Origin of the sequence: Mycobacterium ostraviense, assembly GCF_002705925.1 — a bacterium.
GTDB lineage: Bacteria > Actinomycetota > Actinomycetes > Mycobacteriales > Mycobacteriaceae > Mycobacterium > Mycobacterium ostraviense.
On record NZ_NKRE01000001.1, the window covers coordinates 5783061 to 5806912 of the forward strand.

General features: G+C 66.8%; 22 protein-coding genes and 1 pseudogene. 11 read left to right on the forward strand and 12 right to left on the reverse strand.

Annotated elements, in window-relative coordinates; translation table 11 throughout:
* Positions 1–28: 28 nt before the first annotated feature.
* From CDN38_RS26955 to modA, 5 genes are all read right to left on the reverse strand, one after another.
* Positions 29–328, reverse strand: a complete 300-nt coding sequence (locus CDN38_RS26955) for a GlsB/YeaQ/YmgE family stress response membrane protein (protein WP_075511583.1) — start codon at positions 326–328, stop codon at positions 29–31.
* Positions 329–446: 118 nt separating this feature from the next.
* Complete coding sequence (locus CDN38_RS26960) at positions 447–1475, reverse strand: alanine and proline-rich secreted protein Apa (RefSeq protein WP_075511582.1); 1029 nt, start codon at positions 1473–1475, stop codon at positions 447–449.
* A gap of 77 nt (positions 1476–1552) precedes the next feature.
* On the reverse strand, positions 1553–2650 hold the full coding sequence (locus CDN38_RS26965) for a sulfate/molybdate ABC transporter ATP-binding protein (RefSeq protein WP_075511581.1): 1098 nt from the start codon (positions 2648–2650) through the stop codon (positions 1553–1555).
* A gap of 338 nt (positions 2651–2988) precedes the next feature.
* Positions 2989–3783 carry an ABC transporter permease gene (locus CDN38_RS26970; RefSeq protein ID WP_075511580.1) on the reverse strand — a complete coding sequence of 265 codons (795 nt, stop codon included), beginning with the start codon at positions 3781–3783 and terminating at the stop codon, positions 2989–2991.
* A 9-nt stretch (positions 3784–3792) separates the two neighbouring features.
* On the reverse strand, positions 3793–4572 hold the full coding sequence (gene modA, locus CDN38_RS26975; protein ID WP_075511579.1) for a molybdate ABC transporter substrate-binding protein: 780 nt from the start codon (positions 4570–4572) through the stop codon (positions 3793–3795).
* A 237-nt stretch (positions 4573–4809) separates the two neighbouring features.
* On the opposite strand from modA, the gene CDN38_RS26980 reads away from it, so the two are divergent.
* The 3 genes from CDN38_RS26980 (at position 4810) to CDN38_RS26990 (ending at position 7972) form a co-directional block, all read left to right on the forward strand.
* The gene (locus CDN38_RS26980; protein ID WP_075511578.1) at positions 4810–5487 is read left to right on the forward strand and encodes an SDR family oxidoreductase; all 678 of its coding nucleotides are present in this window, start codon (positions 4810–4812) and stop codon (positions 5485–5487) included.
* Positions 5488–5527: 40 nt separating this feature from the next.
* On the forward strand, positions 5528–6451 hold the full coding sequence (locus tag CDN38_RS26985) for an LLM class F420-dependent oxidoreductase (protein ID WP_075511577.1): 924 nt from the start codon (positions 5528–5530) through the stop codon (positions 6449–6451).
* Between the two features lie 135 nt (positions 6452–6586).
* Positions 6587–7972, forward strand: coding sequence for an NAD(P)/FAD-dependent oxidoreductase (locus tag CDN38_RS26990; protein ID WP_075511576.1), 1386 nt, complete (start codon positions 6587–6589; stop codon positions 7970–7972).
* On the opposite strand, the gene CDN38_RS26995 is transcribed toward CDN38_RS26990, so the two are convergent.
* Genes CDN38_RS26995 through CDN38_RS27020 form a run of 6 tightly spaced genes read right to left on the reverse strand, consistent with a single transcriptional unit; the run spans position 7878 to position 12250 of the window.
* The gene (locus CDN38_RS26995; RefSeq protein WP_082277216.1) at positions 7878–8612 is read right to left on the reverse strand and encodes an urease accessory protein UreD; all 735 of its coding nucleotides are present in this window, start codon (positions 8610–8612) and stop codon (positions 7878–7880) included. The two genes, CDN38_RS26990 and CDN38_RS26995, sit on opposite strands and share 95 nt — an antisense overlap.
* The gene (ureG, locus tag CDN38_RS27000; protein WP_075511575.1) at positions 8602–9273 is read right to left on the reverse strand and encodes an urease accessory protein UreG; all 672 of its coding nucleotides are present in this window, start codon (positions 9271–9273) and stop codon (positions 8602–8604) included. The genes CDN38_RS26995 and ureG overlap by 11 nt, the downstream gene beginning before the upstream one ends.
* A gap of 10 nt (positions 9274–9283) precedes the next feature.
* Positions 9284–9919 carry an urease accessory protein UreF gene (locus CDN38_RS27005; protein WP_075511574.1) on the reverse strand — a complete coding sequence of 212 codons (636 nt, stop codon included), beginning with the start codon at positions 9917–9919 and terminating at the stop codon, positions 9284–9286.
* Positions 9919–11640 (reverse strand): urease subunit alpha, encoded by a 1722-nt coding sequence (locus tag CDN38_RS27010; RefSeq protein ID WP_075511573.1) that lies wholly within the window; start codon positions 11638–11640, stop codon positions 9919–9921. The genes CDN38_RS27005 and CDN38_RS27010 overlap by 1 nt, the downstream gene beginning before the upstream one ends.
* Positions 11640–11951, reverse strand: a complete 312-nt coding sequence (locus tag CDN38_RS27015) for an urease subunit beta (RefSeq protein WP_075511572.1) — start codon at positions 11949–11951, stop codon at positions 11640–11642. Before CDN38_RS27015 ends, CDN38_RS27010 begins: the two co-directional genes overlap by 1 nt.
* Positions 11948–12250 carry an urease subunit gamma gene (locus tag CDN38_RS27020; protein WP_075511571.1) on the reverse strand — a complete coding sequence of 101 codons (303 nt, stop codon included), beginning with the start codon at positions 12248–12250 and terminating at the stop codon, positions 11948–11950. The genes CDN38_RS27015 and CDN38_RS27020 overlap by 4 nt, the downstream gene beginning before the upstream one ends.
* 226 nt (positions 12251–12476) lie before the next feature.
* On the opposite strand from CDN38_RS27020, the pseudogene CDN38_RS27025 reads away from it, so the two are divergent.
* Positions 12477–13105 (forward strand): annotated as a pseudogene (locus CDN38_RS27025) (PPE family protein); the annotation flags it as partial.
* Between the two features lie 295 nt (positions 13106–13400).
* Here the strand turns inward: CDN38_RS27025 and CDN38_RS27030 are convergent.
* Positions 13401–13841: a PaaI family thioesterase gene (locus tag CDN38_RS27030; protein ID WP_075511569.1), complete on the reverse strand. Its 441-nt coding sequence runs from the start codon at positions 13839–13841 to the stop codon at positions 13401–13403.
* 391 nt (positions 13842–14232) lie between these two features.
* Here CDN38_RS27030 and CDN38_RS27035 point away from each other — a divergent pair, with 391 nt between their 5' ends.
* From CDN38_RS27035 to CDN38_RS27065, 7 genes are all read left to right on the forward strand, one after another.
* On the forward strand, positions 14233–14649 hold the full coding sequence (locus tag CDN38_RS27035) for a BlaI/MecI/CopY family transcriptional regulator (protein WP_075511568.1): 417 nt from the start codon (positions 14233–14235) through the stop codon (positions 14647–14649).
* A gap of 14 nt (positions 14650–14663) precedes the next feature.
* Positions 14664–15614, forward strand: coding sequence for a M56 family metallopeptidase (locus CDN38_RS27040; RefSeq protein WP_075511567.1), 951 nt, complete (start codon positions 14664–14666; stop codon positions 15612–15614).
* Between the two features lie 120 nt (positions 15615–15734).
* The gene (gnd, locus tag CDN38_RS27045; RefSeq protein WP_099319284.1) at positions 15735–17186 is read left to right on the forward strand and encodes an NADP-dependent phosphogluconate dehydrogenase; all 1452 of its coding nucleotides are present in this window, start codon (positions 15735–15737) and stop codon (positions 17184–17186) included.
* Between the two features lie 33 nt (positions 17187–17219).
* Positions 17220–18656 (forward strand): GuaB1 family IMP dehydrogenase-related protein, encoded by a 1437-nt coding sequence (locus CDN38_RS27050; protein WP_099319285.1) that lies wholly within the window; start codon positions 17220–17222, stop codon positions 18654–18656.
* Positions 18657–18855: 199 nt separating this feature from the next.
* Positions 18856–20238 (forward strand): hemolysin family protein, encoded by a 1383-nt coding sequence (locus CDN38_RS27055; protein WP_075511631.1) that lies wholly within the window; start codon positions 18856–18858, stop codon positions 20236–20238.
* Positions 20235–21284: a hemolysin family protein gene (locus CDN38_RS27060; protein WP_075511564.1), complete on the forward strand. Its 1050-nt coding sequence runs from the start codon at positions 20235–20237 to the stop codon at positions 21282–21284. The genes CDN38_RS27055 and CDN38_RS27060 overlap by 4 nt, the downstream gene beginning before the upstream one ends.
* Positions 21285–21589: 305 nt before the next feature.
* Entirely contained in the window at positions 21590–23806 is a 2217-nt protein-coding gene (locus tag CDN38_RS27065) for a malate synthase G (RefSeq protein WP_075511563.1), read from the forward strand.
* The last annotated feature ends 46 nt before the right edge of the window (positions 23807–23852 follow it).

A 23852-nucleotide genomic window follows, 5' to 3' on the forward strand; every position in this document is an offset into this window, starting at 1 on the left:
CGCCACCGCGGCAACGGGTTAGCGGCTGTTAGCGCTTCTGCGCCATGCCGACTAGCCAGAGCAGGATCACCGAGCCGAGAATGGCGGTGAACAGCGTGAACCACCACCCCCCGGCCGCGGTGTCGACGAAGAAGCTCAGCAGGAAGCCGCCGATCAGCGCTCCGACGACGCCGATGACGATGTTCATCAAGATCCCGGATCCCGAGCCTTTGACAATCTTGCCCGCTATCCAGCCCGCGATGGCACCGATGATGATGTAACCGATCCAGCCGACGCTGGTCAGCGTCGTCGAGCGGGCCAGAAACTCGGTTGCTGCCATGACACCCATCGCGATCTCCTTGTCATCACCGGCTCATCACCGGCAAAGCCCAACTCGACTGCTGGACCGTGATCCCGGTATACCCGGTTCGCGCGGCGATGGGAATGGTCGACTTCGCGACTGCCGGTTACGCCGGTTGGGTCCGCTGCGGTGTGGGCGTGAGGGTCGGGGTCACTCCCGCGGCCGGAGCCTGGACCGGTGCGGGAGCGGGCGCCGGCGCGGGCGCACCAGGTTCCGGCACCGGCTCGCCCGGAGCCGGTGCCGGCGCGGGCGCCGGCAGGGGCGTCCAGGGACGGATCGACTCCGCGAGAACCTTTGCCGCGCCCTTGTCCACCGGGTTGTTCGAGGTCCCCAGCCACACCACGAACCAGCGCTGCGGAGGCCCGGCATTGGGCGTACTCCCCGCGGGCGTACCGATCACGCCGGTCCAGATCTGTCCGTTCGGCTTGGCCGGATCGCTGAATTTGACTTCGTAGTACGACGCGCTTCCGGACACCCCGTTGGCGTTGAGCGGAACCGTTTCCTGGTTGATTCGGGTGCCCGGGTACGGCATGAAGAACTCACCCATGTCCGAGCCCAACCGGACCGCGGCCTTGGGATTGGTGGTTTCGGCGCTGGCGTAAAGCCGTTGGTCCAGTCGCCCCAACACGATACGAGTGTCGTTGGCGACCGGCGGTGCCTGTCCGGGCATGGGTGGCTCCCCGGTTGCCTTGCTCAGCAGCGCCGACCCGTAATCGAGATGCGAAGCGTCTGACTCCACCCAGCCCGGCGGCAGGATGAAGCTGAATCCGCCGACTGCGTTGGTGATCGGGGCGGGTTCCGGTGCATTGGGGTCGGCGACCGGTGGGGGCGGTGCATTGGGGTCGGCCGGCGGCGGTGCCGCATTCGGATCGGCCGGCTGTGCCGCGGGCGTGCTGGTGGTTCCCGGTGGCGGCGTCGCCGGAGTGGTGGCCGGTGCGGGTGCAGGCGACGCCGCGGTGGTCGAGGGGGGCGCGACCGCTGTGGTGGTGGTGGCCGGCGCGGGTACCGGCTCCGGGTCGGCGCCGGAGGTCGCCGGCAGCGCGATGGTGAGCGCGCCGGCGCTGCTTACGGTGGCGATCGCCAGCGTTGCCCACAGTCCGTTGCGACGTCTCGTGTTGGAGTCCACCTGATGCATGGCGACGAACCTACCGTGTTGTCGCCGTGAAGCAAGGATGGCCTGCCGGTGTCGACGCTGTTCGTCATCGGCAGCTGCTACCGGCGAGCTGCCGGGTGCAGCGCCACTTCATGCGCCTTGATGCTGTACCACACGCGCGTCCCGGGCGTCAGCCGCAACTCCGCCGCGGCATCGGCGGTGATGCTGGCGGCCAGCCCTGGGGCGCCGTCGGGCTGCTCCGGACCGCGCACCAGGACCCCGGAACCGCGGGTCTGCAACTCCGTCACGGTCACTTCGACGGTGTTGCGGGGGCTGCCATGCGGCTGTTCCAGGTGCACGGCCACCGCTGTCGGCGCGAACACCGCGACGGCGTCGCGGCCGCTGGTGAGATCCTGGGCCGCGATCCCATGCCAAACGGCGCCGCTCGGGCTGTGCAGCGCGCCGTCGGCGCCGAAGGTGCCGCTGACCAGGTTGATGCCCGCGACGCGGGCCCCGAAATGGCTCCGGGGCGCGGCAAGCACCTCGGCCACCGGACCGATCTCGGAGATCTTCCCGGACTCGACCACCATCACCCGGTCAGCCAGCGCAAACACATCCAGCAGGTCGTGGGTTATCAGAACCACGGCGCAGCCGGTGTCGGCAACCACGCCCCGCAGCACCGCCCGTATCGCCGCGGCCGCAGTCACATCCAGCCCGGTCAGCGGCTCGTCGAGCAGCAGTACATCAGGTTCGGCAGCCAGTGCACGCGCAATGGCCACCCGCTGGGCCTGACCCCCGGATAGCTGCCGCGGCTTGCGGTCAACGAATTGCGCGGCGTCCACCTCACTCAACCAGCGCAGCGCCGACTCCCTGCGCCGGGAGCGGGCGAACCGGAACATCCCGCGACGGCTGAGCGGTCCGAATACCACGTTGGCGGCCACGCTCAGGTGCGGAAACAGCAGCGGTTCCTGGAGGAGCAGCCCCACCCGGCGGTCGTGTGTGGCCACCTCGATCCCGGCCGCGGTGTCGGTCAGCACCCGGTCTCCGACGCGCACCAGACCCATGTCGGGGCGAACCAGCCCGGCAATCACATGAAGTGCGGTGGATTTGCCGGCACCGTTGGGGCCGAGTATGGCCAGCACCTCCCCCGCCGAAACGACGAATTCCACGTCTAGACCGCGGTCCGTCACGACGGCGTGAAGCTGCAACCCGCTCATGTCCGGCTACCTTGCGTTAGGTGCGTGCTACCCGCCGACTCCCAGAACTGACACTGCGAGCACCGTCAACCCACCGCGCTGCCAGGCATGGCTCACACCTTAGGCGACGATTTCAATTCCCGGACAGCACGCGAAGCAGCACCCACTGTTCTGTGGGTAGTTTCCCTGGCGTGCCGTAGCAGCTGCGGTTGGTTAGCTGATCACAGCCCTAGCCTTAGTTTTAAAGTCGTTTTAGGGCCAATGATCGAACTTCGGCAGCGCAATTGCCGCATTCCGCGCCCAACGCCAGGCGACCGAAACGGTTCCCACGGCAAGCTCAGGGCCGGTTTACCCGGCCGTCACCTGGTGTCCGTCCCGGTCAGCCGTCGGGCACCCAGAGTGAGCACGACCAGCGCCGCCACCGCTACCAGAAGCAGCGACAATGCCACCGCAGCGTCCGGATCGTTCACCCGCTGCAGGTAGATCTCCAGCGGAAGGGTGCGGGTGACTCCTTGCCGGGAACCGGCAAACGTCAAGGTTGCGCCGAACTCGCCCAGCGACCGGGCGAATGCCAGCACGGCTCCGGACGCCACGCCAGGCAGCAACAGCGGCAGGGTGATCCGCCACCAGATCGTGCTCGGCCGGGCTCCGAGTGTGGCAGCGACAACCTCGTAGTCGGCTCCCGCGGTGCGGGCCGCCCCCTCCAGGGATATCACCAGGAACGGCAGCGAGACGAAGGTCTGCGCCAGCACCACCGCCGTCGTGCTGAACGCGATCTTGATGCCGGCCGCCTCCAGGTAGTGCCCGATCAAGCCGAGCCGGCCGAACGCGTACAGCAGCGCGATACCCCCCACCACTGGCGGCAGCACGAGGGGCAGCAGGATCAGCGGCCGCAGCAACCGCACCAGCCGCGCCCGGCTGCGGGCCAGCACCAGCGCCATCGGCACTCCCAGCAGAACGCACACCATCGTGCTGGCCGCGGCGGTCTTCAGGCTCAGGACCAGTGCTGTCTTTGAGGAGGTGCTGGCGATCAGCGACCAGAAGTTGGGCCAATCGACTTTGAGGGCAATCGCAATCAGTGGTAGTACCACGAAGAGCGTCCCCGCCGCGGCGGGGACGTAAACCCAGCGGGGCAGATCGGCGGGCCAGCGCACAGCAGCTCGTCAGGGCTTGGCAAACCCCGACCGACTCAGGATCTGTCGCCCTGTCTCGGCCGTTACCAGGGCCACGAACTTCCGCGCCAGCTCAGGCTGGGGCGCCTTTCTCAACACCGCGATGGGATACACGTTCACCGCGCCACTGGCCTCGGGAAACCTGACCGTCGCCACTTTGTCGCCGGCGCTCATTGCGTCAGTGACATAGACCAGCCCGGCATCGGCCTGTCCGGTCGCCACCTTGTTGAGAACGTCGGTCACGCTGAGTTCTTCGCTGACCGGCCGCAGCTGGATACCGGTGGCGTTCTCGATGCGCCGGGTGGCCGATCCACAAGGCACCGGCTGCTGGCAGATCACCACGCTGAGCCCCGGCCCGGCCAGGTCAGCGAATGATCCGATCCGTTTCGGATTTCCCGGCGCGGTGACGATGACCAGCGTGTTGGATGCAAAGTTGGCCGGATCTGCGGCCACCAAGCCGGCCTTGACGACGGTGTCCATCTGGGCGGTGTCTGCTGAGGCGAAGACGTCGGCCGTCGCGCCCTGGGTCAGTTGTGTCGCCAACTCAGAGGAACCGGCCAAGTCGAAGTCGACTCCAACGCCGGGGTTGTCTTTCCTGAATTGCTCGCCGATCTGAGTGAACGCGGACTTCAGCGATGCCGCGGCGAACACCACTATCGATCGCGTACCCGGGGCCGGTTGTGCGTGCGAACTACACGCCACCACGCTCGCGACCAGCCCCCAGATCAGCAGCCTCGATACCCAACCGCCCAGGGCCCCGATCCGGCGCATTGGTCAAACGTAGCAGCCGGAGCCCATCAACCACCGCCGGCCAAAAAAGCGCTCCCGAACAGGCCTCAACAGTTATGAAACTCGTCTGCGCGTCGTAGCGGCGCGGAGTTTCGCCGAATAGCTACTGTCCAGTAACATGTACCGGGATTGAGGCCACAACATGCCGAGATCCCAGGCAAGGGTCCTGTGGCGGGCGAACTTCCAAGGTCTGGGTTCAATGGTGAACACGAGGAGGTCATGGCAGTGGAGGTGCTGGTCACCGGCGGCGACACCGATCTGGGGCGTACGGTTGCCGCGGGCTTTCGCGACGACGGTCACAAAGTGACGCTGGTCGGTGCTCGACGCGACGACCTGGAGGTTGTCGCCAAGGAACTCGATGTGGACGCCATCGCCTGCGACACCACCAATCCGGCGAGCCTGACCGAGGTCCGCAGCTTGTTCCCCCATCACCTGGACACCATCGTCAACGTGCCGGCGCAGTCCTGGGAGGCCGGTGATCCACGGACCTACTCGCTGTCCGACACCGCCGCCGCGTGGCGCAACGCGCTCGATGCGACGGTGCTCTCGGCGGTATTGACCGTGCAATGTGTGGGCGACCATCTGCGCTCCGGTGGTTCCATCATCGGCGTCGTGGCGGAAAACCCGCCCGCAGGCAGCGCCGACGCAGCGGTCAAAGCCGCCCTCTCGAATTGGGTCGCGGGGCAGGCCGAGGTTTACGGCACCCGCGGCATCACCGTCAACGCGGTCGCGTGCGGCCGTAGTGTCCAGCCCGGATATGAAGGTCTTTCCCGCACACCGCCTCCTGTTGCGGCCGAGATCGCCCGGTTGGCGCTGTTTCTGACCACCCCCGCAGCACGCCACATCACCGGCCAGACACTGCACGTGAGCCACGGCGCGCTGGCGCACTTCGCCTGACTCTGTTGGGTTACCCACGCCGATCGCTAGGGTAGATGCCGTGGCTATCAGGCTCGGCTTTCAGATCCCTAGCTTCTCCTACGGCACCGGCGTCGAAAAGCTGTTTCCGTCAGTCATCGCCCAAGCGCGCGAGGCCGAAGCTGCCGGCTACGACTCGCTTTTCCTGATGGACCACTTTTATCAGCTGCCCATGCTCGGGACGCCCGACCAGCCCATGTTAGAGGCGTACACCGCCCTGGGCGCGCTGGCCACCGCGACCGAGCGGCTGCAGCTGGGCACCCTGGTGACCGGTAATACCTACCGCAATCCGGCCTTGCTGGGCAAGATCATCACCACACTGGACGTGGTCAGTGCCGGCCGGGCGATTCTGGGCATCGGCGCCGGCTGGTTTGAACTCGAGCACCGCCAGCTCGGATTCGAGTTCGGCACATTCACCGATCGATTCCAGCGGCTCGAGGAGGCGCTACAGATTCTCGACCCGATGATCAAAGGCGAGCGGCCGACCTTCTCGGGAAACTGGTACACCACCGAATCGGCTATGGCCGAGCCGCGTTACCGTGACCGCGTCCCGATCCTGATCGGCGGTGGTGGCGAAAAGAAGACCTTCGCAATCGCGGCGCGATACGCCGACCACCTCAACATTGTTGCGGCGCTCGACGAATTGCCCCGCAAGATGGACGCCGTCGCGGCGCGCTGCGAGGAAGCCGGTCGGGACCCCTCGACCTTGGAGACCAGTCTGATGTTGACCGTGGTGATCGACGAGAAGGCCAAGCCGGATCAGCTGCCGGCGGAGACCAGCCGACGCATGGTGATCGGCAGCCCGGCGCAGATCGCCGATCAGGTCCAGGCCAAGGTGCTCGACGCCGGCGTCGACGGTCTGATCATCAACCTGTCCGCGCACGGACACAGCCCCGGCCTGATCACCACAGCCGCCGAAACCCTGCGCCCGCTGCTCGGTTCATAGCCGGGTTTATAGCCTGGCAGGTACCGGTGTGGTTGATTACACACGCTCGCACCCGGGTATTCAGCGCCCGGCTTGGCTACCGTAGTAGCTAACTGCCGTTCGCCGGTCAAGGAGACCCCTCAGGAGTAGCGGAGCATGAGCCCCCAGCCAGATCCCACAGCTGAAACACGTCGTCGGCATCGAGTCGTCATCATCGGATCTGGCTTCGGCGGCCTCAACGCGGCAAAGAAGCTCAAGCGTGCCGACGTCGACATCAAGTTGATCGCCCGTACCACTCACCACCTGTTCCAGCCGCTGCTCTACCAGGTTGCGACGGGTATCGTGTCCGAAGGCGACATCGCGCCGCCCACCCGGGTCGTGCTGCGCCGACAGCGCAACGTGCAGGTGCTGCTGGGTGACGTCACCCATATCGATCTGGCCGGTCAGTTCGTCGTGTCCGACCTGCTCGGCCACACCTACGAAACCCCGTACGACAGCCTGATCGTCGCCGCCGGGGCCGGGCAATCCTACTTCGGCAACGACCATTTCGCCGAGTTCGCGCCGGGCATGAAATCCATCGATGACGCACTCGAGGTGCGGGGACGGATCCTGAGCGCGTTCGAACAGGCTGAACGGTCCCGCGATCCGGAACGACGGGCCAAGCTGCTGACGTTCACAGTCATGGGCGCCGGCCCCACCGGTGTCGAAATGGCCGGGCAGATCGCTGAACTGGCGAGCCACACGTTGAAGGGCTCGTTCCGGCACATCGACTCGACCAGGGCGCGGGTGATCCTGCTCGACGCCGCCCCGGCTGTGCTGCCACCATTCGGCGAAAAGCTCGGTCAGCGCGCGGCCGCCCGGCTGGAAAAGATGGGCGTGGAGATTCAGCTCGGCGCCATGGTCACCGACGTCGACTGCAACGGAATCACCGTCAAAGACTCCGACGGCACCATCCGGCGCATCGAGTCGCAGTGCAAGGTGTGGTCCGCCGGGGTCTCGGCCAGCGCGCTGGGCCACGATCTCGCCGAGCAGTCGTCCGTGGAACTCGATCGGGCCGGCCGGGTCAAGGTGCTGCCGGATCTGACGATCCCCGGGCACCCCAACGTGTTCGTTATCGGCGATATGGCAGCGGTCGAGGGCGTGCCCGGGGTGGCGCAGGGAGCCATCCAGGGCGCCAAGTACGCCGCCGGCACAATCAAAGCCGAACTCGCCGGGGCCGATCCGACACAGCGTGAGCCCTTCCAGTACTTCGACAAGGGGTCCATGGCCACGGTGTCGCGGTTTTCCGCGGTGGCCAAGATCGGTCCGGTGGAATTCAGCGGCCTCATCGCCTGGTTCGCCTGGCTGGTGTTGCACTTGGTCTACCTGGTCGGGTTCAAGACCAAGGTCAGTACGCTGCTGTCCTGGACCGTGACCTTCCTGAGCACTCGTCGGGGTCAGCTGACCATTACCGAACAGCAGGCGTTCGCGCGCACCCGGCTCGAGCAGCTGGCGGTTCTGGCGGCCGAGGCGCACCGCCCGGCGGCTCGGCGGGCGAGCTGACCGGTAACCGGTCCCCCTGCCAGGTGCTCAGTGCCCCGCCGCCGGCCAACGTCAAGATGGTCGACGCGCTGGGTACGTCGCCAGCCGATACCGTTGCGGGATAACGCAGCTCGTTGATCGTCGCCCGGGGCGCCGAGATGACGTCATCGGCCAGCGATCCGGCACCCAATTCCACCCGGTGTCGCAGCATCGGGCGGCCATCCCGGTCGGCGCGCAGGGAGCCTGTCCAAAACCCTTGGCTTTCACCGTATCTACCGATCTGAACGCGTTCGCAGAAGCGGACCTCGCACCCGTCGTGCAGCCGCAGGGCAACGATCGACAGGTGCCGGGCCGCGGCGGCGACGACCGTCGGCTCCAGATCCACATCCAGGTCGCCGGTCACCTCGATGTCCCAATGGGCTTGGGATGTCGATGTTTCGGCGCCGGGCAACACCACGGTGCCGGCTGCGCTGCGCAGCCGCAGCCGAGCGCCCTGTTCGACGACCACCCGGATGTCGACAGTGTCGCCGCCGAGCGGGTTTGCCGCCGCCGACACCAGGTACACGGTGTCGGGCGCGGTGCAGCGAGCCGTGATACCACCGCGGGATTGGATGCGCGGCAACCGGTTCCGGGATGCGACCAGCAGGACCTCAGAGTGCATCAGCTGCTGCCAGTTGGGCACGAACCCAGGCCAGCACCGCGGTGGCGGCCGGGTCCTCGGTCAACGACTGCAGCACCGTCGGCCGGCCGTCGCGCACCGCGTCGGCGTCGTGGGACATGACTTGCAGGTCGGCGCCCACTAGCGGAGCCAAGTCAGTCTTGTTGACTACCAACAGATCCGAGTAGGTGACCCCCGGCCCGCCCTTGCGCGGCACCTTGTCGCCGCCGGCCACGTCGACGACGAAGATCTGCACATCCACCAGGCCAGAAGAAAAGGTGGCCGTGAGGTTGTCGCCCCCGGACTCGACCAGGATCAGATCAAGCGGGTCGTGAGCGGCGATCAAGTCGTCGATCGCATCCAGGTTCGCGGTGATGTCGTCCCGGATCGCGGTGTGCGGGCACCCGCCGGTCTGCACGGCCGCAATCCGGTCGTCGGGCAGCACCGCGTGTTTGCGCAGGAAGTCGGCGTCCTCGGTGGTGTAGATGTCGTTGGTCAGCACGGCCAGGGACAGCTCGTCGCGCAACTGCCGGCACAACGCCGCCACAAGCGCGGTCTTGCCGGAGCCCACCGGGCCGCCGATGCCGATGCGTAACGGCTCCCCCGGTTGACGGATCCGTCGTGGACGTTGGCTGTGGGCGTGTGAGTGTGAATGTGTTGACAATGCTTACCTTTCAGGAGGCGAACAAAGGTCGCTCGCGTTCGGCATGACGTTGCGCCAGCGTGTCGAGCAACGGATCGGACAAGTCGGCCAGTCCGGCGGCGGCTTCGGCGGCGGTGTGTTCGCACAATTGCGACAGCCGGAAGGTCAGGACTGTGACGTCGGCGGGATCCAGTGCCAGCAGTCGCTGGGCGGCGGTGGCCGAACCTGTCATGGTGATGTAAACGATGTGCAGTGAGTTGTGTTCCGGGGTGAGTCCGCTGACCGCCCCGACGTGTCCCGCGGCCACCGCCAGATGCGGCCGCAGGCCGAGATCGTCCCAGCCGGCTTCGGGCCACACCGTCCGGGCCAACCGAGCCAGCCCGCGACCCTGGCTGCGTGAAGCCTCTCTGGCTGCGGGAGCCGGTGTGCGGGCGTCGGTTTCGTGATCGGCGTCCGCCGGCGTCAGCTCGCCCCGGTGCACTGCCGCCGCGATCGACGCCGTGACCAGTCCGTGACTGCGGATCCGTCGTCTCAGAAACGCTTCCAGGGTAACCAGATTGGTCACCAGGCCGCTGGTGACGGCCTCTTCGATACCGCCGGAGTGCACATGAGCACCGGTGGGCAGCCGCGAGTCGGCTAGCGCGAGGAGGACGGCAAGTGAGGTCACTAGAACAAGAAATACCGTTGCGCCATAGGGAGTTCGGTGGCCGGCTGCTCCTGCCACACCTGACCGTCGATACGCACGGTGAAGGTGTCGGGATCGACCTCGATGGTGGGCAGTGCGTCGTTGAGCGGCAAATCGGCCTTGGCCACGGCGCGCACATCGGCCACGGGAACCAGCCGCCGGTTGATGGCGAGCCGATCGGCCAGTCCCGCATCGATCGATACCGGCGCCACGAAGTGCACGGAAGTGGCCGCCGCGGTGGCCGGGGCGGCGCCGAACATCGGTCGCGGCAGTACCGGTTGCGGCGTCGGTATCGACGCGTTGGCGTCGCCCATCGCCGCCCAGGCGATCGCACCGCCCTTGAGCACCAGGTCCGGGCGAACCCCGAAAAATGCCGGTTCCCATAGCACCAGATCGGCGAGCTTGCCCACCTCGATGGAGCCGACCTCGTGGTCCATGCCGTGCGCGACGGCCGGGCAGATGGTGTATTTGGCGACGTAGCGACGTGCCCGGTTGTTGTCAGCCCGGCCATCACCGGGCAGCGTGCCGCGTCGGCGCTTCATCACGTGGGCGGTCTGCCAGGTGCGCAGCACCACCTCGCCGATGCGGCCCATCGCCTGGGAGTCGCTGCCGATCATCGAGATCGCCCCCATGTCGTGCAGCAGATCTTCGGCGGCCATGGTGGACGGGCGGATCCGGCTTTCGGCAAAGGCCAGATCTTCGGGCACCGAGGGATTGAGGTGATGGCAGACCATCAGCATGTCCAAATGCTCGTCGAGCGTGTTCACCGTGTGCGGGCGAGTCGGATTGGTGGAACTGGGCAGCACATTCGGCTGCCCGGCCACTCTCATGATGTCGGGTGCGTGGCCGCCGCCGGCCCCCTCGGTGTGATAGGTGTGGATCGAGCGGCCGGCAATGGCGGCAAGGGTGTTTTCGACGAATCCCATCTCGTTGAGGGTGTCGGTGTGCAGCGCCACCTGCACCCCGGCGGCATCGGCAACCCTCAGGCAGGTGTCGATGGCCGCGGGGGTGGATCCCCAGTCCTCGTGCAATTTGAAACCTGATGCGCCCCCGCGCAATTGCTCCCACAACCCCTCGGGGCTGACGGTGTTTCCCTTGCCGAGCAGGGCAAAGTTCACCGGCGACGAATCCAGCGATTCCAGCATCCGGGCCAAGTGCCATGCCCCGGGGGTCACGGTAGTGGCCTTGGTGCCCTCGGCGGGGCCGGTGCCGCCGCCGATGATGGTGGTGATGCCGGCCCCGAGCGCCTCGGGTATCAGCTGCGGACAGATCAAGTGCACGTGACAGTCGATGGCGCCGGCGGTAAGAATGCGCCCATTGCCGCCGATGACCTCGGTAGAGGGTCCGACGACCAGATCCGGATGGACACCCGACATGGTGTCGGGATTGCCCGCCTTGCCGATCGCGACGATGCGGCCGTCGCGAATTCCTATGTCGGCCTTGATAATTCCCCAATAGTCGATAGTCACCGCACCGGTGATGACGGTGTCGGGCGCGCCGTCGGCCCGGGTCGCGCGGCCCTGACCCATCGACTCGCGCAACACCTTGCCGCCACCGAACACTGCTTCGTCACCGGCCAGTCCCGGCCCACCGCAGCGGTCTTCGGTGATTTCGACCAGTAGATCGGTGTCCGCCAGTCTGATCCGGTCACCGGCGGTAGGGCCGTACAGTTGCGCGTAGCGCTCCCGGGTCAACCGCACCATTATGCGTCGAGCCTTCCCGGCGGATCCAGTGTCAGCCCGTGGACCTCTCGGCGCCCGCGCAGCGGAACCAGCCGGACGGTCCGGGAAACGCCCGGCTCGAAGCGGACCGCGGTGGCCGCCGGAATGTCCAACCGGTAACCATGCGCCGCCGCGCGATCGAACGACAGCGCCGCATTGGCCTGCGGAAAATGGACGTGGCTGCCGACCTGTACCGGGCGGTCACCGGTGTTGACGACCTGCATGTCCAGCCGCTGCGCGCCCGCGTTGACGTCGATGTCGCCGGTGCCGTAAAGGATTTCGCCGGGAATCATGCGATCGGGTGATGGACGGTGACCAACTTGGTGCCGTCCGGGAATGTCGCTTCCACTTGCACATCCTTGATCATCTCCGGTACTCCCTCCATCACGTCGTCGCGGCTCAGCACATCGCATCCGCTGGTCATCAGCTCGGCGACGGTGCGGCCGTCCCGCGCGCCTTCCAGGATGTGGTCGGTGATCACTGCGACGGCTTCGGGGTGATTGAGGCGCAAACCGCGTGACCGACGGCGGCGGGCCAGCTCGGCGGCGTAGGACAACAGAAGTCGCTCTTGCTCATGCGGCGTCAGACGCATGGCCTTCGATCCTGCCACGGGTCCAGTGGTGTTGTCCGGGGGAGCCATATTCACAGCTGTCTTCAGGTTGAAGCCCGTCGCGGCTGCCGATCTCCCAGGTGGCCAGCACGTTGAGTGACCGCGAACGCGATGAGCTCGACAAGTTGCGCAAGGAGATCGCCGAAGTGGCGATGGAGCGCGATGCGGCAGCCCGCTTGATCAAGAAGGCGATCTTGTGATCAGCCTCATGGATTTTGCCGGGCTGCCGCCTGAGATCAATTCTGCCCGGATGTATGCGGGCCCGGGTGCGACGTCACTGGTGACGGCAGCCGGAACCTGGCAGGCGTTGGCGGCAGAGTTGGGGACGGCGGCAAGCTCCTATCGGGCGGTGGTCGCAGAGCTGACCGGCGGGCCGTGGCTGGGTCCGTCATCGGGCGCGATGGCCGCGGCGGTGGCCCCCTATGTGCTGTGGCTGACCACCACAGCCGCCCGGGCGCAGCAGACCGCAAGTCTGCTGGGATCCGCGGTGGCCGCCTACGAGGCGGCATTTGCGGCCACGGTGCCCCCGCCGGCGATCGAGGTCAACCGGGCGTTGTTGGCGTCGCTGGTGGCCACCAACGTTCTGGGACAGAACGCGCCGGCGATCGCGGCCGCCGGGCAGTACGCAGATATGTGGGCCCAGGATGCCGCGGCGATATGTACGGCTATGCCGGCGCGTCAGCGGCGGCAACCAGGTTCTCGCCGTTCACCGCGCCCAAGCAGGACACGAAACCGCCCGGGACCGCCGCTCAGTCCACCGCGATCAGCCAGGCAGCCGCCGCAGGGACCGGCGCCGGCACCCAGTCGGCGTTTTCGAGCGTGCCCTACGGCGTCGCGCGATCGTCAACATCTGCTGGCCGCGGACACCCGAGGCGCCCAGGTACGACAACTACGTCGTGCTGCTGATGTCGGGGGCCATCATCAGCCTTGGCATCCTGTACATGGTCTTCAGCCCGGGCCTACGCCAACAGCGACGCCCCGCACGCTGACGCGATTCCGCGGCGCCCGAGATCGATCGGGCAGTCACAGCGGGCCGGCAATGCCTGCGGTGCGAAATCAATAGACGGTGAAACACCGGACCGCGGTGTGCCGGGCAGTCGCCTCAGCCCGTCGACACCCGGCGACGTTGGGGTCAGGAGTCTGGCGACGGCTCCAGATTCTGCAGCCGCACCTGACCCCGGGCCACCACCCGATCGGTCTCGTCGGTGATGACGACCAACCACAGCTGTTGACGCCGACCGCGATGCAATGGTTCGGCGGTGCCGTACACCATGCCCGACTTGATGGCATGCAGAAAATCGGTGTTGTTGTTGACGCCAACCACGCCCCCACCGCCACGGGTACTGAGCCAGGTGAACGCCGCCACGCTGGCCATGCTCTCGATCATCGAGCAGTACACACCGCCGTGCACCAGGCCCATCGGCTGCAACAGCTCGGGTCGGACCTTCAGCTGCGCGCGTGCGCCGTCGGGGCTGAGCTCGGTGAACTGCAGACCCAGTTGATTGTCGAACGGCGCGGTGAACGTCGGCGGGCTGACACCTGGGTCCGGGTCCGGGTCAGCTGGCACGTTCATGTGTCTACACCATCGGTATCGGCCGGTTCCCGCAGGTCTGTCGGCGCTAAGGATCCGCCCCGGGGCGAACAGCGGGCGAGCCCCGCGCCAACAGCACGGGGCTCGCCGATCGAGTAGACCGGGGGTCACTGCAGCCCTCAGGACTCCGGCACGGTCATGTATTGCTCGACCACACTAAGGATAGGCAAGGCTGCCCTAATTCCGCAAGCATCGAATGGACAGAGTTGCCTAAACCTGTCGAAGGGTGTCGAACTCCGAGTTTCCACTGCTGCGGCAGGCGGCCTTGACGGCGGAGCCGGCCATAACTCGCGTGGCTTCAGAACCGACTGGATACGACAGTCGGTAGTAAACCGGAGTACGCTGGGAGCAACGCTCAGGGAGAGAACGAACTATGGCCAAGCTGACGCGGTTGGGGGATCTGGAACGTGCAGTGATGGACCACCTGTGGTCCACGCCGCAACCCCAGACCGTCCGCCAGGTCCACGCAGCGTTGTCGGCGCGACGTGACCTTGCCTACACCACCGTCATGACCGTGCTGCAACGGTTGGCGAAAAAGAATCTGGTCTCGCAGATCCGCGACGATAGGGCCCACCGTTACGCACCGGTGCACGGCCGTGACGAGTTGGTCGCCGGTCTGATGGTCGATGCGCTGGCCCAAGCCGAGGACTCCGGTAGCAGACAGGCCGCCCTGGTGCACTTCGTCGAGCGCGTCGGCGCCGACGAAGCCGACGCGCTTCGGCGCGCCCTTGCGGAATTGGAAGCGGGTCACCGTATTCCGCCGTCTGCTGGCGCTACGGCGGAGGACTGAGAGAGACTAGCAGCGTGTCCGCGCTGGCCTTCACCATCCTCGCGGTGCTGCTGGCTGGCCCGACACCAGCCTTGTTGGCACGAGCGAAGTGGCCGCTGCGCGCCCCGCGGGCCGCGATGGTGCTCTGGCAAGCGATAGCCCTCGCCGCGGCCCTTTCGGCGTTCAGCGCGGGCATCGCCATCGCCAGCCGGCTGCTCATGCCCGGCGCTGACGGGCGGCCTACGGCCGGTGTCTTCGACGCCCGAATCCGGCTCGGCTGGCCGTTGTGGGCGGCATACATCACCGTCTTCGCGCTGACTGTGCTGGTCGGGACCCGGCTGATGGTTGCCATAGTGCGGGTGGCCGTCGCCACTCGGCGCCGTCGGGCCCATCACCGCATGGTGGTCGACCTGGTTGGAGTAGGGCACGGCGTCGCGCTGGCCGAGCCTTGCGCGCGAACCCGGGATCTGCGCGTGCTCAACGTGGCGCAACCGCTTGCCTACTGCCTGCCCGGCGTCCGCAGCCGAGTGGTGGTCAGCGAGGGAACGTTGACCACGCTGACCCACAAGGAAGTTGCCGCAATCCTCACCCACGAGCGGGCGCATCTGCGGGCCCGCCACGACCTGGTCCTGGAAGCATTCACCGCCGTGCACGCGGCGTTTCCGCGGCTCGTCCGCAGCGCGAACGCGCTGCGCGCCGTGCAGCTACTGGTCGAACTGCTCGCCGACGACGCGGCGGTGCGCGCGGCCGGTCGCGCGGCGCTGGCCCGGGCCCTGGTCGCCTGTGCCTCTTCCGGAGCGCCGTTGGGTGCCCTGGCCGCGGGAGGCCCCAGCACCGTGGTGCGGGTGCGGCGGCTGGCCGGGCGCGGCAACAGCCGGGCGCTATCGGTGACCGCGTATCTGGCCGCGGCCGCGGTGCTGGTGGTGCCCACCGTCGCGCTGGCCGTCCCGTGGCTCACCGAGCTGCAGCGGCTGTTCGGCGTCTGACACAGGCCCAAACACCTTGGAAGACCGCGACGCCACTGTGCCACAGTGTGTCGGACCAGCCTTGCCAGACAGCTTTGGCAAGACTTCGCCAACCTGACACGCCCGACCGAAAGGCAGCACATGAGTTCCTCGGAATCGAGCACCGCCACCGCGCAGATCGGCGTCACCGGCCTGGCGGTGATGGGTTCGAACATCGCCCGCAACTTCGCCCGGCACGGCTACACCGTGGCGCTGCACAACCGGTCCATCGCCAAGACCGATGCGCTGCTCAAAGAGCACGGGTCTGAGGGAAAGTTCGTGCGCAGCGAAACGATTCCGGAGTTTCTGGCCGCGCTGCAAACCCCGCGCCGGGTGCTGATCATGGTCAAAGCCGGTGACCCGACCGACGCGGTGATCAACGACCTCGCCGACGCCATGGAACTCGGCGACATCATCATCGACGGCGGAAATGCGCTCTACACCGACACCATCCGTCGCGAGAAGGCGATGCGGGAGCGCGGACTGCATTTCGTCGGCGCCGGCATCTCCGGCGGCGAAGAGGGCGCGCTGCACGGGCCGTCGATCATGCCCGGCGGGCCCGCCGAGTCGTACGAATCGCTGGGCCCGCTGCTCGAGGAGATCTCCGCGCACGTCGACGGGGTGTCGTGCTGCACCCATATCGGCCCCGACGGCTCCGGGCACTTCGTCAAGATGGTGCACAACGGCATCGAGTACTCCGACATGCAGCTGATCGGCGAGGCATACCAGCTGCTCCGCGACGGACTGGGGCTGAGCGCACCGCAGATCGCCGAGGTGTTCACCGAGTGGAACAAGGGCGACCTGGACAGCTATCTGGTCGAGATCACCGCCGAGGTGTTGCGGCACACCGACGCCAAGACCGGCAAACCGCTCGTCGACGTGATCCTCGACCAGGCCGAGCAGAAGGGCACCGGCCGCTGGACCGTCAAGTCCGCCCTGGATCTGGGGGTACCCGTGACCGGCATCGCCGAGGCGGTGTTCGCCCGTGCGCTATCGGGATCGGTGGAGCAGCGTACGGCGGCCCGCGGGCTGGCTTCGGGACGGCTCGGCGACCAGCCCGCCGATCCCGACACGTTCACCGAGAACGTCCGTCGGGCCTTGTACGCCTCCAAGATCGTGGCCTACGCGCAGGGTTTCAACCAGATCCAGGCCGGCAGCGCCGAATACGGCTGGAACATCTCACCCGGCGACCTGGCGACCATCTGGCGCGGCGGCTGCATCATCCGGGCGAAATTCCTCAACCGCATCAAGGAGGCGTTCGACGCCGAACCCAACCTGGCCAGCTTGCTCGTCGCGCCGTATTTCCGCAGCGCGGTTGAGTCGGCTATCGACAGTTGGCGGCGCGTGGTGTCCACCGCCGTGCAGCTGGGTATTCCCACGCCCGGGTTCTCGTCCGCCCTGTCGTACTATGACGCGCTGCGCACCGAGCGGTTGCCTGCCGCACTCACCCAGGCCCAGCGCGACTTCTTCGGCGCACACACCTACGGGCGGATCGACGGACCGGGCAAGTTCCACACCCTGTGGGGCGCAGACCGCCGCGAAGTGCCCGCTTAGCCGGGCGAAAGGGACTCAACCAGAGGGCGAGCCATGAGGTTTCTGGACGGGCACAGACCCGGATACGACCTGACCTACAACGACGTGTTCATCATGCCGAACCGATCGGAGGTGGTGTCGCGGTTCGACGTGGATCTATCCACCGCCGACGGTTCGGGAACCACAATTCCGGTGGTGGTCGCCAACATGACGGCGCTTGCCGGGCGGCGGATGGCCGAGACCGTGGCTCGCCGCGGCGGCATCGTGATCCTGCCGCAGGACCTGCCCGTCCCGGCGGTGCAACAGACCGTGCACTTCGTCAAGAGCCGTGACCTGGTACTTGACACGCCGGTGATGCTGGCGCCCGACGACTCGGTATCCGACGCGATGGCGCTGATCCACAAGCGTGCACACGGGGTCGCCGTGGTCGTCTTCGAGGGCCGCCCCATCGGTTTGGTCAGCGAATCGTCCTGCCTGGGCGTGGACCGCTTCACCCGGGTGCGCGACATCGCCGCATCGGACTTTGTGACCGCCCCGGCGGGCACCGAGCCGCGCAAGATCTTCGATCTGTTGGAGCACGCCCCCATCGATGTCGCGGTGCTCACCAGCGCCGACGGGACATTGGCGGGAGTGCTGACTCGCACCGGCGCCATCCGGGCCGGCATCTACACGCCCGCCACCGACGGCGAAGGCCGACTACGGATCGGCGCTGCCCTCGGCATCACCGGCGACGTGGCCGCCAAGGCCCGTGCCCTTGTCGAAGCAGGTGTCGACGTGCTGGTGATCGACACCGCGCACGGGCACCAGCTCAAGGCGCTGGATACGATCAGGGCCGTAACGTCGCTGGACCTGGGTGTGCCGCTGGCGGCGGGCAACGTGGTTTCGGCCGAGGGAACCCGCGAGCTGCTGGGCGCCGGAGCAAGCATCGTCAAGGTCGGCGTCGGCCCCGGCGCCATGTGCACGACTCGGATGATGACCGGCGTCGGCCGTCCGCAATTCTCCGCCGTGGTCGAATGCGCTGCCGCGGCAAGGCAACTCGGCGGGCACGTGTGGGCCGACGGCGGAATCCGCCATCCGCGCGACGTCGCGCTGGCGCTGGCGGCCGGTGCGTCCAACGTGATGATCGGATCGTGGTTCGCCGGCACCTACGAGTCTCCGGGTGACCTGATGCGAGACCGCGAGGACCAGCCGTACAAGGAGAGCTACGGCATGGCGTCCAAACGGGCGGTGGTCGCCCGGACTACCACCGACAGCGCGTTCGACCGTGCCCGAAAGGCGCTGTTCGATGAAGGTATCTCGACGTCGCGGATGGGGCTCGACCCGGATCGCGGCGGTGTCGAGGACCTGATCGACCACATCACCTCCGGCGTGCGCAGCACCTGCACCTATGTCGGCGCCGCCAACCTGGCGGAGTTGCATGAGCGTGCGGTGATCGGTGTTCAGTCGGCGGCGGGCTTCGCCGAAGGCCATCCGCTGCCCACCGGCTGGTGAGTGCGATCACCGGCGGCTGGGACTGATTCGTGCCGAATGGTTTCGCTACGATATGGATTCCAGTTCCGCGACGCCGCGCCGCGGGATCGAGCGAAAGGGATGACGTGCCGCAGGCACCCGTCGGAGCCGTTGGCTTCGGGGGCGGGCGGTGCCCGGCGTCGGAGCGGGCTGCTACGACATCACGACCACCGGGCCGCCCATGATGTTCGTCGGCACCGTCGTCAGCGTCGTCGCCATCTTGGCGCTGACCTTCGGCACCGCGGTGTTCGTCGCGGCGGAATTCTCGCTGACCGCGCTGGACCGCAGCACCGTGGATGCGAACGCTCGCGCTGGCGGCACCCGCGACAGGTTCATCCAGCGCGCGCATCGCCGGCTGTCATTCCAGCTGTCCGGCGCACAGTTGGGCATCTCCATCACCACTCTGACGACCGGGTACCTGACCGAACCCCTGGTGGGCGAGCTCCCGTACCCGGCGCTCACCGCCATCGGAATCTCGGATCGGATGTCCGACGCAATCACGACGTTTCTGGCGCTGGTGGTGGTGACATCGCTGTCGATGGTGTTCGGCGAATTGGTGCCCAAGTACCTGGCAGTGGCACGCCCGCTGCGGACCGCACGCGCCGTCGTGCTTCCCCAGTGGTTGTTCTCGGTGCTGTTCACGCCGGCGATTCGGTTGACCAACGGAGCGGCGAACTGGATCATGCGCCAACTTGCGATCGAGCCGGCCGAGGAACTGCGCTCGGCGCGCACCCCGCAGGAGCTGGTGTCGCTGGTGCGTGCCTCGGCTCGCCGCGGCTCGCTGGACGACGCGACCGCATCGCTGATGCGCAGGTCCCTGCAGTTCGGTGCCCTGACGGCAGAGGAGTTGATGACGCCGCGATCGAAGATCGTGGCGCTGCAGACCGACGACACCATCGCCGACATGGTCGCGGCCGTGGCGGCATCCGGTTTCTCGCGGTTCCCGGTTGTCCGCGGTGATCTGGACGAGACGGTCGGCATCGTGCACGTCAAGCAGGCGTTCGAAGTCGCGTCTGCCGATCGCCCGCACACCCGGCTGACCGCCGTCGCGCAGCCGGTCGCGGTGGTGCCGTCGACACTGGACGGCGATGCGGTGATGGCCCAGATTCGTGCCAATCCGTTGCAGACCGTGATGGTGGTCGACGAGTACGGCGGCACGGCGGGCATGGTCACCCTGGAGGACCTGATCGAGGAAATCGTCGGCGACGTCCGCGATGAACACGACGATGCCACACCCGATGTGGTCGCGGCCGGCACCGGATGGCGGGTATCGGGTCTGCTTCGCATCGACGAGGTGGCGACCGCCACCGGCTACCGAGCACCGGAGGGGCCCTACGAGACGATCGGGGGCTTGGTGCTGCGAGAACTCGGACATATCCCGGTGGCCGGCGAGTCGGTCGACCTTCCCGCCTTGGACCTGGACCATCTACCAGATGAATCGGTGTGCTGGCGCGCCAGGGTGGTGCACATGGACGGCCGCCGGATCGACTTGCTCGAGTTGACCGAACTGCGCGGTCACCCGCACGTTCATGGTGAACCCGGCGAAGAGCGGGGTAGCCGATGAATCCCATGCTGGCCGTGGCGCTGACGTTCCTGCTGATAGGTGCCAACGCGTTTTTCGTCGGAGCGGAGTTCGCGCTGATCTCGGCCCGTCGTGACCGTCTGGAAGCGTTGGCCGAGCAGGGCCGGACAAGTGCGGTCACGGTGATAAGGGCCGGCGAACAGCTCGCGCTGATGCTGACTGGTGCTCAGTTGGGTATCACGGTCTTCTCGATCCTGCTGGGCCGGATCGGCGAACCGGCGGTCGCCCAGTTATTGCAACCGCTACTGCACCTGGCTGGTATCCCTGATGCGCTGCTGCATCTGCTGTCTTTCGGGATTGCGCTATCCATTGTGGTGATGCTGCACGTGCTGCTCGGTGAGATGGTGCCGAAGAACATCGCCATCGCCGGACCCGAGAAGGCCGCGATGCTGCTTGTTCCGCCCTATCTGATCTATATGCGGGCCGCTCGCCCGTTTATCGCGCTCTACGACAGGTCCGCCAAAGCGATATTGCGTGGGCTCGGAGTGGAGCCTAAAGACGAACTCGACATCACGGTTTCCACGGTGGAGCTCTCGGAGATGATCGCCGAATCGGTCTCCGAAGGTTTGCTGGATCCCGAGGAGCACACCCGGCTGACCCGCGCGCTGCGGATCCGCACCCGGGTGGTCGCCGATGTCGCGGTCCCGGTGTCCGACATTCGGTCCGTGCCGGTGGCGGTGGGCGGATCGGGCCCGACTGTCGGCGCGGTCGAACAGGCGCTGGCCCGGACCGGCTTCTCGCGGTTCCCGGTGGTGGATCGCGGCACATTCATCGGGTACGTGCACATCAAGGACGTGTTGGCGCTGGGCGAAGACGACCACACCGTGATCAAGGTGGACATGGTGCGTCCGCTGCCGCAGGTTCCCAAGGCACTGCCGTTGGCCGATGCCTTGTCGCGGATGCGTCGTAGCAACAGCCACCTGGCTTTGGTAACTTCCGACGACGGCACCGTGGTCGGGATGGTGGCGCTCGAGGATCTGGTGGACGACTTGGTCGGCACCATGCGCGACCAGCGAAACCGCGACTGACCAGCCCCGCTGACCGGTACCGCACCACGGGCCAGGGATGATCGGCGGCCGAGGCGCCCGCCGCGACCGGGCAGCGCGAAAATGCCGCGAAAATGCCGCGAAAATGCGTTGCCAGAGCCCGGCCGGCCGGGCCGGCTGCCTACCGGCGGCGGGGCGTTGGGCGCGCCGTGACCTGCCCTTGCGGTTGGCCGGATAGGCTCGTCAGGCTACCGATCGGTAGGCTGAGGGCCGTAGCCAGTGAGAAGCCAGTGGGGCCCAAGTACCGGCAAGTACCGCCGAGTACCGGCCAATTTTGGAGGAGAACCATGACAGACCGCGTGCCGGCGGGGAACCTGCGCGTCGCTCGAGTGCTCTACGACTTCGTGAACAACGAGGCCCTGCCCGGCACCGGACTGGACCCGGACAGCTTCTGGGCCGGCGTCGACAAAGTGGTCACCGACCTCACCCCGCAGAACCAGGAATTGCTCAAGATCAGAGATGAGCTGCAGGCCCAGATCGACAAGTGGCATCGGCATCGGGTGATCGAGCCGCTGGACCCCGAGGCTTACCGGCAGTTCCTCACCGACATCGGATATCTGCTGCCCGAACCCGAGGATTTCACCATCACCACCTCGGGGGTTGACGACGAAATCACCACGACCGCCGGCCCGCAACTGGTGGTGCCCATACTCAACGCGCGCTTCGCGCTGAATGCGGCCAACGCCCGTTGGGGCTCGCTGTACGACGCGTTGTACGGCACCGACGTCATCCCGGAAAGCGACGGGGCCGAAAAGGGCACCAGCTACAACAAGGTTCGCGGCGACAAGGTGATCGCCTACGCACGCAAGTTCCTCGACGACAGCGTGCCGCTGTCCGCGGGGTCTTACGCCGATGCCACGGGCTTCACGGTGGAAGACGGCCAACTGGTGGTTTCCCTAGGTGACTCGTCGTCAGGACTGGCCGACCCCGGCCAGTTCGCCGGGTATACCGGCGCGGCCGAGGCCCCAACGTCGGTGTTGCTGGTCAACCACGGGTTGCATATCGACATCCTGATCGACCCGGAGTCGCCGATTGGCGCCACCGACCGCGCGGGGGTCAAGGACGTGGTTCTGGAGTCGGCGGTGACCACGATCATGGACTTCGAGGATTCGGTGGCCGCCGTCGATGCGGACGACAAAGTGCTCGGGTACCGCAACTGGCTCGGCTTGAACAAGGGTGACCTGGCCGAGGAGGTCACCAAGGACGGCAAGACCTTCACCCGGCTCCTCAACCAGGACCGCACCTACACCACACCCGACGGCGGCGAGCTCACCCTGCCCGGCCGCAGCCTGCTATTCGTCCGGAATGTCGGTCACCTGATGACCAACGACGCGATCGTTGTCAGCGACGGCGGTGGTGACAAGAAGGGCGACGAGAAAGGTGACGAGAAAGAGGTGTTCGAGGGCATCATGGATGCCCTGCTCACCGGCCTGATCGCGATCCATGGGCTGCGGGCTGGCGAGGCTAATGGCCCCTTGACCAATAGCCGAACCGGCTCCATCTACATCGTCAAGCCCAAGATGCACGGGCCGGCCGAGGTGGCCTTCACCTGCGAGCTGTTCAGCCGGGTGGAAGACGTGCTGGGGTTGCCGCAAGGCACCATGAAGGTCGGCATCATGGACGAAGAACGCCGCACCACCGTGAACCTCAAGGCGTGTATCAAGGCCGCAGCCGACCGAGTCGTCTTCATCAACACCGGGTTCCTGGACCGCACCGGCGACGAGATTCACACGTCGATGGAAGCCGGTCCGATGATCCGCAAAGGTGCGATGAAGAACACCACCTGGATCAAGGCCTACGAGGACGCCAACGTCGACATCGGGCTGGCCGCCGGCTTCACCGGCAAGGCTCAGATCGGCAAGGGCATGTGGGCGATGACCGAGCTGATGGCCGACATGGTCGAGCAGAAGATCGCCCAGCCCAAGGCCGGCGCCACCACCGCGTGGGTGCCCTCCCCGACGGCGGCCACCCTGCACGCGATGCACTACCACCAAGTGGATGTGTTCGCCGTGCAGAAAGAACTGCAGGGCAAGACCCGTACCACCATCGATCAGCTGCTGACCATTCCGCTGGCCAAGGAGCTGGCCTGGGCGCCCGAGGAGATCCGCGAGGAACTCGACAACAACTGCCAGTCCATCCTCGGCTACGTGGTGCGCTGGATCGACCAGGGCGTGGGCTGTTCGAAGGTGCCCGACATCCACAACGTGGCGCTCATGGAGGACCGCGCCACCCTGCGGATCTCGAGTCAGCTGCTGGCCAACTGGTTGCGACATGGCGTGATTACCAGCGAAGACGTGCGGGCCAGCCTGGAGCGGATGGCGCCATTGGTGGACAAGCAGAACGCCGGTGACCCCGGGTACCACCCGATGGCGCCGAACTTCGATGACAGCATCGCGTTCTTGGCCGCTCAGGACCTGATCCTGTCCGGGGGGCAGCAGCCCAACGGTTACACCGAGCCGATCCTGCATCGCCGTCGTCGGGAACTCAAGGCGCAGCGCGGGTGACCATCAGGACCCACTGGAAACAGTCGCTGGCTCATTCCTGGTCGAC